20 protein-coding genes and 1 pseudogene are annotated in these 14,939 nt (G+C 40.3%); 13 read left to right on the top strand and 8 right to left on the bottom strand.

Annotation, left to right across the window (positions count from 1 at the left end; translation table 11 throughout):
* Positions 1–39 precede the first annotated feature (39 nt).
* The 4 genes from ASC42_RS06500 to ASC42_RS06490 all read left to right on the top strand — a co-directional run bounded on the left by ASC42_RS06500 (position 40) and on the right by ASC42_RS06490 (position 2,035).
* Positions 40–330, top strand: coding sequence for a gamma-glutamylcyclotransferase family protein (locus ASC42_RS06500; RefSeq protein WP_055441070.1), 291 nt, complete (start codon positions 40–42; stop codon positions 328–330).
* Positions 321–494 (top strand): hypothetical protein, encoded by a 174-nt coding sequence (locus ASC42_RS13920; RefSeq protein ID WP_156332292.1) that lies wholly within the window; start codon positions 321–323, stop codon positions 492–494. The genes ASC42_RS06500 and ASC42_RS13920 overlap by 10 nt, the downstream gene beginning before the upstream one ends.
* Positions 495–505: 11 nt before the next feature.
* Complete coding sequence (locus ASC42_RS06495) at positions 506–853, top strand: gamma-glutamylcyclotransferase family protein (protein ID WP_055441069.1); 348 nt, start codon at positions 506–508, stop codon at positions 851–853.
* Positions 854–1,027: 174 nt separating this feature from the next.
* A complete protein-coding gene (locus ASC42_RS06490; RefSeq protein ID WP_245191151.1) occupies positions 1,028–2,035 on the top strand; it encodes a TlpA family protein disulfide reductase in 1,008 nt (335 codons plus the stop codon).
* Positions 2,036–2,068: 33 nt separating this feature from the next.
* On the opposite strand, the gene ASC42_RS06485 is transcribed toward ASC42_RS06490, so the two are convergent.
* Complete coding sequence (locus tag ASC42_RS06485; protein ID WP_055441068.1) at positions 2,069–2,455, bottom strand: hypothetical protein; 387 nt, start codon at positions 2,453–2,455, stop codon at positions 2,069–2,071.
* The gene (locus ASC42_RS06480; protein WP_055441067.1) at positions 2,452–3,426 is read right to left on the bottom strand and encodes a ParA family protein; all 975 of its coding nucleotides are present in this window, start codon (positions 3,424–3,426) and stop codon (positions 2,452–2,454) included. Before ASC42_RS06480 ends, ASC42_RS06485 begins: the two co-directional genes overlap by 4 nt.
* 159 nt (positions 3,427–3,585) lie before the next feature.
* Here ASC42_RS06480 and ASC42_RS06475 point away from each other — a divergent pair, with 159 nt between their 5' ends.
* The 6 genes from ASC42_RS06475 to ASC42_RS06450 all read left to right on the top strand — a co-directional run bounded on the left by ASC42_RS06475 (position 3,586) and on the right by ASC42_RS06450 (position 6,573).
* Complete coding sequence (locus tag ASC42_RS06475; protein WP_003397476.1) at positions 3,586–3,837, top strand: AbrB/MazE/SpoVT family DNA-binding domain-containing protein; 252 nt, start codon at positions 3,586–3,588, stop codon at positions 3,835–3,837.
* Positions 3,834–4,223, top strand: a complete 390-nt coding sequence (locus tag ASC42_RS06470) for a type II toxin-antitoxin system death-on-curing family toxin (RefSeq protein WP_072242689.1) — start codon at positions 3,834–3,836, stop codon at positions 4,221–4,223. The genes ASC42_RS06475 and ASC42_RS06470 overlap by 4 nt, the downstream gene beginning before the upstream one ends.
* A gap of 323 nt (positions 4,224–4,546) precedes the next feature.
* On the top strand, positions 4,547–4,918 hold the full coding sequence (locus ASC42_RS06465) for an iron chaperone (protein ID WP_055441066.1): 372 nt from the start codon (positions 4,547–4,549) through the stop codon (positions 4,916–4,918).
* A gap of 139 nt (positions 4,919–5,057) precedes the next feature.
* Positions 5,058–5,537 (top strand): DUF2975 domain-containing protein, encoded by a 480-nt coding sequence (locus ASC42_RS06460; RefSeq protein WP_003397471.1) that lies wholly within the window; start codon positions 5,058–5,060, stop codon positions 5,535–5,537.
* A gap of 10 nt (positions 5,538–5,547) precedes the next feature.
* Positions 5,548–5,763 (top strand): helix-turn-helix domain-containing protein, encoded by a 216-nt coding sequence (locus ASC42_RS06455; protein WP_055441065.1) that lies wholly within the window; start codon positions 5,548–5,550, stop codon positions 5,761–5,763.
* Positions 5,764–5,778: 15 nt separating this feature from the next.
* On the top strand, positions 5,779–6,573 hold the full coding sequence (locus ASC42_RS06450) for a DUF817 domain-containing protein (RefSeq protein ID WP_055441064.1): 795 nt from the start codon (positions 5,779–5,781) through the stop codon (positions 6,571–6,573).
* 43 nt (positions 6,574–6,616) lie between these two features.
* Here the strand turns inward: ASC42_RS06450 and ASC42_RS06445 are convergent, their stop codons facing one another.
* The 6 genes from ASC42_RS06445 to nhaC all read right to left on the bottom strand — a co-directional run bounded on the left by ASC42_RS06445 (position 6,617) and on the right by nhaC (position 12,914).
* Positions 6,617–7,423 carry an MBL fold metallo-hydrolase gene (locus tag ASC42_RS06445; RefSeq protein WP_055441063.1) on the bottom strand — a complete coding sequence of 269 codons (807 nt, stop codon included), beginning with the start codon at positions 7,421–7,423 and terminating at the stop codon, positions 6,617–6,619.
* 121 nt (positions 7,424–7,544) lie between these two features.
* Positions 7,545–7,883: a DUF779 domain-containing protein gene (locus ASC42_RS06440; protein ID WP_055441062.1), complete on the bottom strand. Its 339-nt coding sequence runs from the start codon at positions 7,881–7,883 to the stop codon at positions 7,545–7,547.
* Between the two features lie 45 nt (positions 7,884–7,928).
* Positions 7,929–9,449, bottom strand: a complete 1,521-nt coding sequence (adh, locus tag ASC42_RS06435) for an aldehyde dehydrogenase (protein WP_055441061.1) — start codon at positions 9,447–9,449, stop codon at positions 7,929–7,931.
* Between the two features lie 200 nt (positions 9,450–9,649).
* Positions 9,650–10,321 (bottom strand): hypothetical protein, encoded by a 672-nt coding sequence (locus tag ASC42_RS06430; protein ID WP_055441191.1) that lies wholly within the window; start codon positions 10,319–10,321, stop codon positions 9,650–9,652.
* Positions 10,322–10,344: 23 nt separating this feature from the next.
* Positions 10,345–11,454 carry a mandelate racemase/muconate lactonizing enzyme family protein gene (locus ASC42_RS06425; protein ID WP_055441060.1) on the bottom strand — a complete coding sequence of 370 codons (1,110 nt, stop codon included), beginning with the start codon at positions 11,452–11,454 and terminating at the stop codon, positions 10,345–10,347.
* Positions 11,455–11,501: 47 nt separating this feature from the next.
* Positions 11,502–12,914 carry a Na+/H+ antiporter NhaC gene (gene nhaC, locus ASC42_RS06420; protein ID WP_055441059.1) on the bottom strand — a complete coding sequence of 471 codons (1,413 nt, stop codon included), beginning with the start codon at positions 12,912–12,914 and terminating at the stop codon, positions 11,502–11,504.
* 129 nt (positions 12,915–13,043) lie between these two features.
* Between nhaC and ASC42_RS06415 the strand changes: the two genes are divergently transcribed.
* The 3 genes and pseudogenes from ASC42_RS06415 to ASC42_RS06405 all read left to right on the top strand — a co-directional run.
* Positions 13,044–14,159 (top strand): M20 peptidase aminoacylase family protein, encoded by a 1,116-nt coding sequence (locus tag ASC42_RS06415; RefSeq protein ID WP_055441058.1) that lies wholly within the window; start codon positions 13,044–13,046, stop codon positions 14,157–14,159.
* A gap of 3 nt (positions 14,160–14,162) precedes the next feature.
* Entirely contained in the window at positions 14,163–14,606 is a 444-nt protein-coding gene (locus tag ASC42_RS06410; protein ID WP_055441057.1) for a PH domain-containing protein, read from the top strand.
* Between the two features lie 84 nt (positions 14,607–14,690).
* Positions 14,691–14,939, top strand: a pseudogene (locus ASC42_RS06405) (IS982 family transposase); the annotation flags it as partial.

Raw genomic sequence — 14,939 nt, 5'->3', positions numbered from 1 at the left:
TGTTGACACATATAAACAAAATGAAAGGTGCGGATGCATATGCCATTATATTTTGCGTACGGCAATTGCATGTCGTTTTCGGACTTAGAAAGAACGACAAGTTTTGAGTACGTTGGAACGGGAATTGTTTTTGATTATCGTCTCGCATTTTTATTATATTCGCGTACGAGACAAGGTGGAGTCGCTGATATCGTATATGCTCCGGGAGAAAAAGTGGAAGGAATTTTGTTTGAAGTGCCGGACTTTAAGCAGTTAGACAAACGAGAAGGAAATCCGAATTTTTATCGGCGTCGCGAAATTGAAGTGTGGGATGAACAAGCATGCGAATAGCTAGTACGTATGAAGTTGTTCGCAAAAAAACACCTGAGATTCCGCCGTCTGATGAATATGCGAACATTTTGTTAGAAGGGGCGAAACGATTGTCTAAGTCATACCAGCAACAGTTGCAAGCACATATTTTTTCACTTTGGGGAAAAGAAAAAACAACCGGGTGAGGTGAGCAAAGATGAAATCGTTTCAAGTGTTCGTATATGGGACGTTGCTGCGAGGGGAGGAGAATCATCGTGTTGTTGCCCCGTATGTTGCACATATTGAGAAAGGTGCTGTATGTGGATGGCTTCATAGCGTTTATGATTTGTACCCGGCTTTAGTGCTTGATCCGTCTGCTCCTCCTGTAGAAGGGGAATGGATGACGGTGAGCGAAAAAGGACTAAGGGCAATGGATCAGCTTGAAGGATATGACGGAGAAGGAAAGCACAACGATTATGAACGAGTATTCGTGACAGATGTAAACGGAAAGACGGCCGGATTTGTGTATGTATACTCAAGCGAACGAGCGAAACATTTTCCATGAATTGGAACGTCGTGAAGGGCGTACAGGCAGTCGCGAAAAACATAAGAGACAAGAGAAGCGTGAAGTTTGCAAGTTTTTGACGCACTTCACGTTTTTCTATTGTTACATATGTGAATATAATAGAGGGGTGGATGCGTTCACTGAAAAAATGGAAATGAAGAGAGGGGAAATACGGTGCAGCTTGGAGCGGTTGTCATTCAAGGAGAAAATTTATTGCTTATCGTCAGTTTGCTTATGACGTACGTGTTTTTTTACTACGGTTTGTTTGTTTTAAAAGCGGAACGAAATGTGATGGATGTTATTTTTAACAGTTTCATATATGGCTTGGTCATATGGAAATTGAGTTACGGTATTGTGCATCCGAACGTGGTGTTCCAAAATCCGTTAACGCTCCTTTATTTTAACGGTGGCGTTGTTGGCCTTGTTTTAGCAGCAATATTTATTGTCGTGTATACATATTGGCAACTGAAAAAACAACACATTTCGTTCGATGTTTATATTCGTTCGGTTACTCCTATATATTTCGGGTACTGGATCGTATTCAGTGTGGTGAAAGGAAGTGAATTTTCGGAACAGCACTTCATTTGGCTACAAGCTATCGTAGCTCTTATTTTTTTCGTTGTCTCTTCTCGTACAAAAACGAAGCAAAAGCTCGGACAATTGCTTGTTTTGTTCCATATTTTCGCTTCTATCTTTATATTTGCACCAATATCGGACACGACAAACGAAGTCACGTCGGGGCAATCGGGTACAAACGTTGGAATGGATGTTGGAGAAATGGCTCCGGATTTTGAATTAATGACATTAAAAGGAGAAAAAGTACAGTTGTCTCAATTTCGAGGGAAGAAAGTGATTTTAAATTTTTGGGCGTCGTGGTGTCCTCCGTGCCGTGCGGAAATGCCAGAGATGCAGCGATTTTATGAACAGCATGGACAACATGTCGCCATTGTAGCTGTCAACTTGACGAATAAAGAAAAAAATCATCAAGCTGTCGAGACGTTTATTAACGAAAAAGGAGTGTCGTTTGATATTATGCTTGATGAGCAAGGAATGGTTAGTAAAACATATGAAGTCATCACTATTCCGACTTCGTACATTATTGATGAACATGGAGTCATTCTCCGTAAACATGTGGGCCCCCTTTCATATGATATGATGAAACGAACCGTTTCGTCGGAATGAGCTCTGTCGTTTCGTATGGTGAGCGAACAGCTTTTATGTCTGTTCGCTCATTTGTTTTTGTAATTTTCGATTTGCCATTTGGCTATATAATTCAGAAAAACTGCAATGAGTTATAATCGATTCAATCAATAGTTGTTTTGTTTCTCTCTTTTGTAACTTTATATTCATTTGTGCCCCGATATGAAGCAGTTGTTCTTTTTTAAAAGACGTTAAAAACGTTGTTGCTTCCTCTTTATTCATGTTTTTTATTTTTTTTATGACGTTTGCATAGTCCGTTTCTTTTGTTGATTGTTTCTTTAATGTTTGCTTTTGTAACTTTGCAGAAAGATCATCTAACATTTCATCGACTGTGCAATGTTCGTAATGTTTTAAAATAATGAGCGCTTTTTCTAACATATGTGTTAATGTGTTTACGTTCATACGACAATTCCCCCACCAATTCGGTTTAAAAATTCAAGCGTAATTTTTTTCACGCATTCGCTCTGTTTCGCTCGGTTGTTTTCAACGGCAAATACAGGATAACTTAGCGTCGATGCTCGCGTGATGGCATCACCGTATGGTAAATAGCTGTGAAATATCATGTCAGATGAAAGCGTACGTTTCAATGTATTGATCATATTTTCTTGTGTTTGTTTTGGCTGATTTCCGTATTCGCGAATGAAATTGAGGACGATTCCGATGAGTTTTGTATCGCTATATTCTTTTGAACTAGATTGAAACCTTTCGTTTAATTCATCTACTTTATTTTTAATGGCTGAGATGCCGTATGAAGACAGCCGATCAGGAATAGCTGGAATTAAATAATAATCGCTTGCATAGAGCGCATTTTGCGTAATGTAATTTAAATTTGGTGGACAATCAATAAAAATAAAATCATACTCATGTTTCACTGTGTTTAAAATATGGTGAAGCATTTGAAATTTATAAATGTCCGAACCAAATAAATGGTCTTTAAAATGAGGCCGTGAGTAAACAGCAATATCCATGTCTGTATGAATGAGTTCAGCGTGTGCCGGGAGCAAATCAATATGTTCATACACTTTTTCATCTTTACTTCGCACGCACGCTTTTAAAATAAAGTCATTTACATCTACTTGTGGATATTCGTTTTTTAAGTAATGTTCAATTAAATCTTTCAGCGTGCCGATCGGTGGCGTTTCTTGATAGGCTAACTGTTCAAACCGCTCTGGTGTCAAACATGAAATGGATAGATTACATTGTGCATCCGCATCTACCAATAACACCTTCGGTTGAGATTGTTCAAGACCAAATAGCTCTAATTCGTCAGAGGATAAATGCTGGAGTCCGGTCGCTAAATGATGGGTCACAGTCGTCTTTCCCACTCCGCCTTTCCAGTTGATAATACTAATTACTTTTGCCTGTCGCTCCATGATGATCGCCTCCTGTTGTATATAGGACGGTTTATTTGTATGAGAAAAGATGAAAAGATATGACAGATTATTTGCACAGGAATTGTTAGAAGGTGACTTACTTGACATAGTGTTTTATGTTATAATCGTTATAACAGTAATAACAAAGAGGTGAAACGCATGCTACATGTAGAACGAAAAGTATTAAAAATAGGAAACTCACTAGGAATTACTTTTCCTAGTGAATTTCTACAAAAACTTGATATTCACCAAGGGGATGAAATACAGATGGAGCTTGAAGGCAATCAAATTGTGATAAAAAAAAGTAACAAAGTGAACTTGCCAAAAGGCATTTCGAGAGACTTTTTTGATGTGTTAGATGAGACGCTCAAAGAGTACGACGAAACGATTAAGGGGCTTGTCGATCGGTGAGATATGTAACAGTGGAAGAAATCATTGCGATGAACTTCTTCATTATTGAAAAATATTCACCTTGCGAAATGAAAGGTGTGAAAGAACAATCATTATTGGAATCTGCTGTGTATCGTCCACAACAAAGTGTGTTTGACGAAGATGCTTACCCTACTATTTTTGAAAAAGCAGCCGCATTGTTCGAGTCTTTGGCAAAAAACCATTGTTTTCATAACGCGAACAAACGAACAGCTTTTGTCGCTCTTATTCAATTTTTGAAATACAACGGTTATCGTTTTGTGATGCCGCAAGATGAAGCAATCGAATTTGTCGTCAATGTAGTGAACCATTGCTATTCTTTTAACCAAATTGTCGCTACAATTAAAGAGTACACGATTGAGTTTTAGTTTTGGCATTTTTTATTTTTGACTTAGTTATATGCTGGGATAAAAGTGTATTTTTGACTACAAACGAAAAATGGTTCGGTTCAACCGCGTATCTTTTTTGGAGGCACGATGTATTTAAAGTATCAATCCACATCGCTTGAGGGGGTCGCTCGCTTGATTTGTAAATATCATGGAATAAAAAAATATAAAAAGAGGGCGTTGGACCGTTATTAAAAATATTCTCAAGTTATAACCAGGCTTTTCAATCAATTTGTAGGAGTTCATGCGCTAAAAAGCCGCATATTTCGCTGCAAAATAGGGGAGTAAGCAAGGGGGGAATACTTATGGAAGTTTTTGAACAATATGTAGCAAGAATCGAAAACATTAACCATCGCAACCGAACAGAGGAAATTTTACGGTGGGTTTGTGATACATTTCCACAGTTAAAACCACAAATCAAATGGAATACACCTATGTTTACTGACCATGGCACATTTATTATCGGTTTTTCCACAGCAAAGCATCATTTGAGTGTGTCACCCGAAGAAGCATGCATGACGCGATTTGCCGACGAAATTGCCCAAGCCGGCTATAGCGCTACGAAAGGTTTGTTTCGAATTCCATGGAATAAGCCGGTGAATTATGAATTACTAGAGAAAATCATTGAATTTAATATTCAAGAAAAAGCAGATTGCACAACTTTTTGGCGAAAATAACGAAAAAAAGCACTTCTCAAAAAGAGAAGTGCTTTTTTGTTTTGAAATAAAAAAATCATATAAATCAATAATAATTTATTGTAAAACGATAAATTATAGGTTAAAATGAAATGGAAATGATGGAAGTGAGGTGCTTGTCGTGAAGCGAGAAACACTTTTTTTAAAAATCGCTATTTTTATTATCGGCGCTCCTATTGTTGCGTTATGTGTACTTGTCTTGCCTAAGTTTCCTGACTTTTATGCCGAGTGGTTACCAGAATTAGCGTATTTACGCTATCCGATCGTCATCTTTTTTTATGTTACCGCTATTCCGTTTTTCTTCGCACTATATCAAGCGTTCAACATGTTAACGTATATTGACAAAAACGAAGCGTTTTCCGATGTCTCTGTAAAAGCGCTAAAGTATATAAAATATTGTGCGGCGATCATTAGTTTATTATATGTTGCAGGCATGCCGTTCTTTTATCTCACTGCCGATTTAGACGACGCCCCAGGAATTATCATCATCGGATTGATGATAGTTTTTGGATCTTTGGTCGTTGCCGTGTTTGCCGCAGTGCTACAAAAGCTTTTACAAAAAGCGATTGAAATCAAATCGGAAAATGATTTAACAATCTGAGGTGAAGCACATGGCGATTATTGTGAATCTAGATGTCATGTTGGCGAAAAGGAAAATGAGTGTGACCGAGTTGTCAGAAAAAGTAGGAATTACGATGGCGAATTTATCGATTTTAAAAAACGGCAAAGCAAAAGCGATTCGTTTATCGACGTTAGATGCGATTTGCAAAGCGTTACAATGTCAACCTGGCGATATTTTAGAATACCGAAGCGATGACGAGCTGTAATCGGAGGCAAAAGCGATGAGATCATTGATTCAACTCGTTCATTTTGGCTGGCAACAAGCGTTATCTTGTTTGTTTCCCGTTGTCATTTTTGCCTCGTTAGCCGTGACAAAAATAGTGCCGCTCCCTTTCTTGCCGCGTTATGATTGGCTACTTATCATTTGCCTTTTCATGCAATGGTGGATGGTGCGTGTGGGACTAGAAACGCGAGATGAACTAAAAGTGATTACGTTGTTTCACCTTATTGGGCTTGCGCTTGAACTGTTTAAAGTGCACATGGGGTCTTGGGCTTATCCAGAAGAAGGATATGCGAAAATTTTTGGTGTGCCTTTATATAGCGGGTTTATGTATGCGAGTGTCGCTAGCTATCTTTGCCAAGCGTGGCGGCGGTTAAAAGTGGAGCTCGTCAAATGGCCACCGCTTTCGCTTGTTGTTCCACTGGCTGCAGCGATTTATTTGAATTTTTTCACCCATCATTATTGGATGGACGTTCGGTGGTGGTTAATTGGACTTGTCATCATCGTCTTCTGGTCGTCATCGGTCACATACGAGGTAAACGGCACGCGTTACCGTATGCCGCTCGTCCTTTCTTTTTTACTTATCGGATTTTTCATCTGGATCGCCGAAAATATTGCCACGTTTTTTGGCGCTTGGCAATACCCGAACCAAGTGGATACATGGAGTTTTGTTCATCTTGGAAAAGTAAGTTCTTGGTTTTTATTAGTTATTGTAAGCTTTCTCATCGTTGCGACGTTAAAGCAGGTGAAAGAAAAAATCCCACAAACGACGATTTTGTCGGTTAGGGCGCAATAGAACATATGATTTTAGCGAACAGCAATCGTCACTGTTCGCTCATCTATTCTTCAATCACTGAACGGACGATGTGAAATGAACTCCATTCGCCTAGGGAAAGAAAGGTGATTGGATATTTCTTTGGAAAAAGGGCAGATTGTATTTGTTTTAATGTCGCTCCTTTTTCATACAAATCAATAATTTTTCCTTGAAGCTCTTGTAAATAATGAAGTTTTCGTTGTAAGGCGGAGCGCCCGTCTTTTACATAACCTGCGTGGGCGCAAAACATTTCGTTAAAATCGTACGTTAATACTTTTTTTAATGATTCAATTAATGTAGGAACGCTTTCTTCGCGCAAGATGACTTTTGTTTTTTCGAGGCAGTATAAGTCTCCTGTAAAAAGTTGTCCTGTTTCGCGATGAAGAAATGCGAGATGGTCAACAGCATGACCAGGTGTATGAATGACATCCCATATCGCATGGCGTGTAGAAAACGTGTTTCCAATCGGCTTCGCTTGGAAAGGAGGGCGGTTTCCCCAAAAAAACTTGCGATATATCGGATAATCTGCCTGTTTACGACAATAATCAATCATGATCTCATTCATATAAATCGGCAGTTGTCGTTCGTTTTGGAAAAACGCAGCACATCCTGTATGATCTTCATGAAAGTGAGTAATCACCACTTGATCGATGTCTAATGACTTAAAAAACTTTTTAAATTCATTTGCTAATGAAGCTGCTCCTGTATCAATCAACACGCCGTCTGTAGCAAAGCAATGCACCGCTAATCGTACCCCTTGAAACGTTAGCGTGCCTTTGGCGATATGTACTCCAGAAACATTTTCTTGTTCGAACTTTTTCTTTAATAACATGTGAAGTGCCTCCTCCCCTTATTTTTATTATATCAAACAAAAATGAATAGTCATTCATTATTCTGGTGTTCAGGTAAAAAATAATGACCATAAATGCAAAATGAGCTGCCTTAAAGCAGCTCTATGAATCAAGCACTTTTGATCTCGTTAAAAAACGTATCCCCTCTGATCCCTCAAGTGAAAACATACCACCGCGCCCAGGTACAACATCAATAATGAGTTGTGTATGTTTCCAATATTCGTATTGAGCAGCGTGCATATAAAATGGACATCCTCCGATTTCGCCAAGCAATACGTCTGAGTCACCGATCATAAACTCTCCTTGCGGGTAACACATCGGTGAACTTCCATCGCAACAGCCGCCCGATTGATGAAACATAAGCGGACCGTACTTTGCTTTTAATTGTTCAATAAGTTGCAGTGCAGCATCGGTCGCAATAACTTTCGGTTGCATGTGCATCATCCTTTCAAAAAAGGCAGCGCTTTTGAGACGCTGCCTGAACGATTAGAAAAATCCAAGTTTTTTCGGTGAATAGCTAACAAGCAAATTTTTCGTTTGTTGGTAATGATCGAGCATCATTTTGTGCGTTTCGCGACCGATTCCTGACATTTTATATCCGCCAAACGCTGCATGGGCCGGATAAGCGTGATAGCAATTTGTCCACACGCGTCCAGCTTGAATGCCCCGACCAAAGCGATAGGCTGTATTCATATCGCGCGTCCATACACCAGCACCTAGTCCGTATAATGTATCGTTTGCGATGGACAACGCTTCTTCTTGATCTTTAAATGTTGTGACAGACACTACTGGGCCGAAAATTTCCTCTTGGAAAATGCGCATCCGATTATGTCCCTTAAAGACGGTCGGTTTCACATAATAGCCGCCTTGTAAAATTCCTTCTAGCATATTGCGTTCGCCACCAACGAGGAGTTCAGCCCCTTCTTGTTTGCCGATATCAATGTATGACAAAATTTTCTCTAGCTGTTCGGATGAAGCTTGGGCGCCAATCATTGTACTCGTATCGAGCGGATTGCCTTGTTTAATTTGTTTGACTCGTTCTAATGCTCGTTCCATAAATATATCATAAATGGATTCTTCGATTAATGCACGCGAAGGGCATGTACACACTTCTCCTTGATTTAAAGCGAACATCGTAAACCCTTCAAGCGCTTTATCGAAAAATTCGTCATCTTTTGCAGCGACGTCAGCGAAGAAAATGTTTGGTGATTTTCCGCCAAGCTCAAGTGTGACCGGAATTAAATTTTGAGATGCATATTGCATAATGAGACGTCCTGTCGTCGTTTCGCCGGTAAAGGCAACTTTCGCAATTCGCGGGTTCGAAGCGAGCGGTTTGCCAGCTTCAAGACCGAATCCGTTGACGACGTTGACGACGCCTTTTGGTAATAAGTCTTGAATTAACTCGATTAGCACAAGAATCGATGTTGGAGTTTGTTCTGCTGGCTTTAATACGACGCAGTTACCAGCAGCTAAAGCAGGTGCAAGTTTCCAAGCTGCCATTAAAATCGGGAAATTCCACGGAATAATTTGTCCGACAACTCCGAGCGGCTCTTTAAAATGATAAGCAACGGTATCGTTGTCAAGCTCCGCTAATGTACCTTCCTCAGCGCGAATGCAACCAGCAAAATATCGGAAATGATCAATGGCTAAAGGAATGTCAGCTGCACGTGTTTCACGAATGGGCTTTCCGTTTTCCCACGTTTCCGCTACAGCAAGCATGTCTAAGTTTTCTTCCATTCGGTCTGCGATTTTGTTTAACAGGCGTGCCCGCTCAGCAACAGATGTACGCCCCCATGCTTCCTTCGCTGCATGAGCTGCATCGAGTGCTAATTCAATATCGACAGCTTTTGAGCGAGGAACCTCGCAATATACTTGTCCAGTAACGGGCGAAATATTTTCAAAATATTCACCGTCAATTGGAGGTACCCATTCTCCTCCGATGAAATTTTCGTATCTTTTTTTGAATGTAATGAGTGAGCCAGGTTGTCCAGGCTGAGCGTAAATCATTTGAATTCCTCCTTTTGTATCCGTTTTCAAAAAAAAACGATAGATGACCGAGTCTGATACAAATGATATGTGTCCATTTGGTGAAATATGATATGTTTTTTACTAGGGAAAATTCGAGTGGACTTTGTATTGTGGATTTTAGGAAACAAGTATATTTCAAATGGTAGAGTAGGGAAAATAAAAAAGGGGGAGCCCCCTTTTTATCTTACAAAACGAATCCAATATTCATGATTACGTTGTTCGAGAGCGATGCCACGCCATCCGTCCGTAAGTAATGTTTGTTGTTGAGAAATATCATCCATGCGCACCGAAATGTATTCGCGCCACGTTCGTTTCGTTTCATTGCGCGTTTTGACAAAAATATAGCGAAGACGGTGACCGTATTTTTGTTTTAGAGCGGCAATTTCCATTCCTTGTGCAAACTTATCTTTTAAACTAGGAATATTGAATGGAGCAACTGTACAACAGATGTATTTGTACGCTTTATTTGTTCGTTCGAGTTCGGCCATAATGAGATTAGCTAATGTTTGTTGTAACCTATTTCCTCGTGCCTTTGGATGAACGATGGATATTTCTTGATAAATAACGTCTTCTAATTCTTCTTTCGAAAGACCGATGTCAAACCCTAAGTGTTCTTCATCAATGGGAGGGAAGAGTAGGGCCCGAAACGCGACGAGTTGATCGTTTGCAAACGCACCAAGCATAAGTCCATTTCCTTGTAAAATATACGCATATTCTTCTTCCGTTAATGGTTGCAGAATGTCTTTTTGGTCTAGTTGATCGACAACGAGTTGTTGTAGCGACAAAATTTCCGCAAGATGTTCCATTTGTAACCGCGAAATGACAAACGGCTCGTTGTTTTGCTTTAACATACTTTGCAAAGTTTTCTTCCCCCTTAACGAATGACGTCGGAAAAAGCGGTTAGTTCATGAAGTGTTTGTTCGTCTACATCGATGCCTAAGCCAGGCTTGTTCGTTAATCGAATGTACGGAAGGTCGTAATGCAAATTGCCGACATCTTTTGTGAACTTTAACGGTCCTGTTAATTCCACGCTCGTAACGATTTTTTTCGCAAAGGCGACGTGAAAACCAGCTGCAGAACCGATCGATGATTCAACCATTGAACCAATTTGACATTCGATTCCGGCTAATTCCGCTTGATGAGCGAGCTTCATCGCAGGATAAATGCCTCCGCATTTCATTAGCTTGATATTTACTTTATCTGCTGCTCGCTTTTGAATAATTTCACGCATATCGCGCATGTTTCTTAATCCTTCATCTATCATTATCGGAATGGTTGTTTTTGTGCGAATGTATGCCATCGCATCAATGTCATCTGCGACGACTGGTTGTTCAAGCCAATCGATGTTGAGGGACTCAAGAGCACGCAAAGCTTTTAGTGTTGTCGCACTATTTTTCCAACCTTGGTTTACGTCAACGCGAATCGCAATATCATCTCTTATTCGTTTTCGAATCGCTTGAATGCGTGCAATGTCTTCTTCTACATGTGTTCCAACTTTAATTTTCAATGAACGATAACCTTGTTTAACGACCGATAGCGCTTCTTCAGCCATTTCGCTTGGACTGCCGATGCTTAATACATGTGTAATAGGAAAGGCATCATGAAATCGTCCGCCAAGCAGTTGATATACAGGTTGCTTGAGCTTTTTTCCAATTAAATCAAAACAAGCGATATCAATTGCAGCTTTTGCGGTCGGGGCACCATATATCACTTCATTCATTCGCTCGTGCAAAGCTTCGATATGTAAAGGGTTTATCCCGATCAAACGAGGGGCTAACGTATGTTTTAAGATGACGAATGTGCTTTCCCACGTTTCTCCTGTCACATGTTCATCTGCGACGCCTTCCCCATAGCCAACGAGCCCTTCATCTGTTTCAATTTTTACAATAATAGACGGCATATCCTTATATGAATGATAACTGACAACAAATGGAGCATGCAAAGGTAAGCGAATGGCATGTATATGGACTGCGGTAATACGCATATATTTCTCTCCCTTCTTGAAAAAGGCTGCCTGATGAATAGACAGCCTTATGCATTCATGTGGGCATTTTTTTGTGCCGATACTTCAGAAGGTGGCAACTTCTCGATTGAAAATCCCGTTAGTGCGTACAAAATTGAAATCGTCGGAACGATAAAATTTAATATAGCATACGGTGCATAATCAAACGCATGCACGCCGAGTGTACCGAGAATAAATACGCCACACGTATTCCATGGGAAGAAGACAGACGTTAATGTGCCGCCATCTTCAAGCGCACGCGATAAATTTTTTGAATGTAGCCCTTGTTCTTTATAAGCGTTTGCGTACATGCGTGATGGGATGACAATCGAAATGTATTGTTCCGAACAAGTCGCGTTCGTTGCCACACATGAGAAAATCGTTGAAGTAACGACGCCTTTTGCTGTTTTTGCGAGCTTTAAAATTTGTTTCACAATGGCTTCTAGCATCCCAGTATGTTCGAGTACGCCACCAAACGTCATTGCGACAAGCGTCATCGAAACCGTATACATCATCGATTCTAAACCACCGCGATTAAACAAGTCGTCGACTACCTTGTTTCCTGTTTCGATGCTAAAGCCGCTTTGTAACGCTTGCACCGCACTAGCAACAGATCCGCCTTGAATAAAGATTTGAGCTAAAAAGCCGAGCACAATACCGACGATTAATGCGGGAATGGCTGGAACTTTTCTAGCTACGAGCACGATAACAAGAAGCGGAATAAGCAATAAAAACGGTGAAATGACGAAATGTTGTTGCAATACAGTTAATGTTTGTTCAATTTCTTCCGCTTTCACTTGTTTATTTCCGAAATTTCTTCCTAAAAATGCGTATACGCCTAGTGCGATAAGCAAGCCAGGAATGGTTGTATAAAGCATATGACGAATATGTACGAATAAATCCGTATTTGTTAATCCAGAAGCTAAGTTTGTTGTATCAGAAAGCGGTGACATTTTATCTCCAAAATAAGAACCTGAAATAATTGCACCAGCAACCATCGGTGCAGGAATGCCCATGCTCATACCAATTCCCATGCCAGCAACACCGATTGTTCCCATCGTCGACCATGAGCTCCCAATCGCTAGCGAAACAACGGCGCAAATTATTGTGATAGATACTAAAAATAAAGACGGCGTTAACAGCTTTAAACCGTAGTAAATCATCGTCGCAACAATACCGCCGCCGATCCATGCCCCGATTGTTAACCCGACAAGCATAATGATCACAACGGCTGGTAACGCCAAGCGGATGCCTTTGTACATAGCTTCTTCGATTTCACGCCATGTAAAGCCTAGTCGCCAAGCGATCAGTGCAGCCACAGTCGTTCCAACGATGAGTGGAATATGTGGACTTTGTTCAAGGACAACGATCGTTAGTGCCATGACAGTAATCGTGACGAGAACAGGAATCATTGCGATAGAAAACGATATTTGTTTTTTCATCCTCCCAAACCCCCTTTTCTGTATCTCTGAATTATCTTAAAATATAAGCTATTATGAATAATAAAGATTTGACAGACGGACGTCAATGCATTTTTTTAGAAAAATATTATGAAGGACGGGGGGAACAAGATGGATAATATTGAGTTAGAACAGCGTCTATTTGAGTTTTTTCATCATTTACATACACATCCTGAAACGAGTTGGAATGAGTTTAAAACGACACAGTATATTAAACAATTTTTAGAAAATGAAGGTGTTCGCTATCGCTTATTTGATGACTGTCCAGGCATTGTTGCGGAAATGGGTAATGGAAAACCTGTTGTAATGGTGCGAGCCGATATGGATGCTTTATGGCAAGAAGTAGATGGGGAATTTCGTGCGAATCACTCGTGCGGGCACGATGCACATATGACGATTGTGATGGGGTTAATTTTACGGTTCAAAACGTTAACGTGGAGACAAGGGACGATTCGCTTTCTTTTTCAGCCAGCGGAAGAAAAAGGAAATGGGGCATTAAAAATGATTGAGAAAGGTGTACTTGACGATGTCGATTATTTATTTGGTGTTCATCTCCGTCCAAATGAAGAATTGTCGTTAAAACGAGCTTCTCCATCGATTCGGCACGGTGCGGCTCAGTTTTTTGTTGGACACATTCATGGAGATGATTGTCATGGGGCACGTCCGCATCAAGGAGTAAATGCGATTGATGTCATTTCGCTTATTAATTTTCAATTGAAAAACATTTATTTTTCTCCACAACAATCGTATTCTGTAAAAATGACGAAGTGTGTAGCAGGGGGAGAAAATTTAAATATTATTCCAGGTAGCGCCCATTTCGCTCTAGACATACGAGCAGAAACAAACGTGTTGTTGCAACAAATTAAACAAAAAGTGGAACAAATTATTCAACATGCTGAAACGATGGGGGTACGTATTTCGTATGAATGGGTAGATTTTGTTCCAGCGGCAGAAGTATCCGGTGAAGCAGAACAATGTATTCGAAAAGGAATTATTGCCGTTTTAGGTAAGGAGGGATGCATGCCACCTTTACAAACGTCAGGAAGTGAGGACTTTCATTTTTACACGATTCAACGACCGCACGTAAAAGCGGCGATGCTAGGACTTGGGGCGAACTTAAAACCAGGATTGCATCATCCACACATGACGTTTGATCGCTCGTGCATGCTTGATGGGGTTCGGATTTTGGAAGTGGCAGTCATGGAGGCGTTAAAAGAGAGGATGTGAAAGATGAAAAACAAACTTTCTGAACGGGCTGTGTCTGTATGGCGGATATATGAAGCCATTCGTTTAATTATTTTTTTATTTTTGTACGTGGTTATTCATTTTTTTGTTCCAACATGGGTTGTTTGGTTGTTAGTTTTTTTATGGATTGTAGACGTTGTTTTATTTGTTTTTTTCGTTCCGCTCTGGAAATGGGAGCGGTGGCGATATATGATTCGCGATCGAGAAATTGAACTTGAACACGGGATATGGATTCGAAAGCGTACGCTTATTCCGCTTCGTCGCGTTCAACATGTTGATGTAAAGCAAGGTCCGTTAGCACGAAGGCAAAAACTTGCTTCACTTTACATTTATACAGCAGCAACTGCGCACGAAATTCCATTTCTTGATGAGCAAGAAGCAGAGAAGTTGCGCTACTCCATTTCTTCTTTAACCCGTGGTGCTAGATAAAATCGAGCAAGCAAAAAAATAGCCCTTGCCTGTGGATCTCCTGTAGAATGAAAGTGCGATCCAACATTCGAAAGGAGAATCCCCATGCAAGAGCACTTTCATTTTACTACAGATCAAACGAAGATTCAAAAACAATATGCAGCCCTTTTCTTTTTTGTTTCTGCCCAGCTGTCACAAATTCAATTCTATCTTCAACGTCGTAATCGTCATTTGACGAAACAAGAAGACGCCGTGATCATTGCCATTCATCTTTTGGGAAAGCTTCTTGGCTTCTCCTCCGAACGCGCATGGCATCGTTTTGTGGAGGGAAATTTATTTACCGATGGACAGTTT

Origin of the sequence: Anoxybacillus suryakundensis, from assembly GCF_001418025.1 — a bacterium.
Taxonomy (GTDB): Bacteria; Bacillota; Bacilli; order Bacillales; family Anoxybacillaceae; genus Anoxybacillus; species Anoxybacillus tengchongensis.
Note: the sequence above shows the minus strand (reverse complement) of the source record. Positions and strands in the feature narration are given on the sequence as shown.

Coding starts and splice junctions, on each gene's coding strand:
- ASC42_RS06440 (WP_055441062.1), bottom strand. CDS start 7,883: ATGCACATGCAACCGAAAGTTATTGCGACCGATGCTGCACTGCAACTT.
- ASC42_RS13920 (WP_156332292.1), top strand. CDS start 321: ATGCGAATAGCTAGTACGTATGAAGTTGTTCGCAAAAAAACACCTGAG.
- ASC42_RS06455 (WP_055441065.1), top strand. CDS start 5,548: ATGGCGATTATTGTGAATCTAGATGTCATGTTGGCGAAAAGGAAAATG.
- ASC42_RS06495 (WP_055441069.1), top strand. CDS start 506: ATGAAATCGTTTCAAGTGTTCGTATATGGGACGTTGCTGCGAGGGGAG.
- nhaC (WP_055441059.1), bottom strand. CDS start 12,914: ATGAAAAAACAAATATCGTTTTCTATCGCAATGATTCCTGTTCTCGTC.
- ASC42_RS06475 (WP_003397476.1), top strand. CDS start 3,586: ATGCTACATGTAGAACGAAAAGTATTAAAAATAGGAAACTCACTAGGA.
- ASC42_RS06485 (WP_055441068.1), bottom strand. CDS start 2,455: ATGAACGTAAACACATTAACACATATGTTAGAAAAAGCGCTCATTATT.
- ASC42_RS06465 (WP_055441066.1), top strand. CDS start 4,547: ATGGAAGTTTTTGAACAATATGTAGCAAGAATCGAAAACATTAACCAT.
- ASC42_RS06425 (WP_055441060.1), bottom strand. CDS start 11,454: ATGCGTATTACCGCAGTCCATATACATGCCATTCGCTTACCTTTGCAT.
- adh (WP_055441061.1), bottom strand. CDS start 9,449: ATGATTTACGCTCAGCCTGGACAACCTGGCTCACTCATTACATTCAAA.
- ASC42_RS06415 (WP_055441058.1), top strand. CDS start 13,044: ATGGATAATATTGAGTTAGAACAGCGTCTATTTGAGTTTTTTCATCAT.
- ASC42_RS06450 (WP_055441064.1), top strand. CDS start 5,779: ATGAGATCATTGATTCAACTCGTTCATTTTGGCTGGCAACAAGCGTTA.
- ASC42_RS06430 (WP_055441191.1), bottom strand. CDS start 10,321: ATGTTAAAGCAAAACAACGAGCCGTTTGTCATTTCGCGGTTACAAATG.
- ASC42_RS06445 (WP_055441063.1), bottom strand. CDS start 7,423: ATGTTATTAAAGAAAAAGTTCGAACAAGAAAATGTTTCTGGAGTACAT.
- ASC42_RS06480 (WP_055441067.1), bottom strand. CDS start 3,426: ATGGAGCGACAGGCAAAAGTAATTAGTATTATCAACTGGAAAGGCGGA.
- ASC42_RS06500 (WP_055441070.1), top strand. CDS start 40: ATGCCATTATATTTTGCGTACGGCAATTGCATGTCGTTTTCGGACTTA.
- ASC42_RS06410 (WP_055441057.1), top strand. CDS start 14,163: ATGAAAAACAAACTTTCTGAACGGGCTGTGTCTGTATGGCGGATATAT.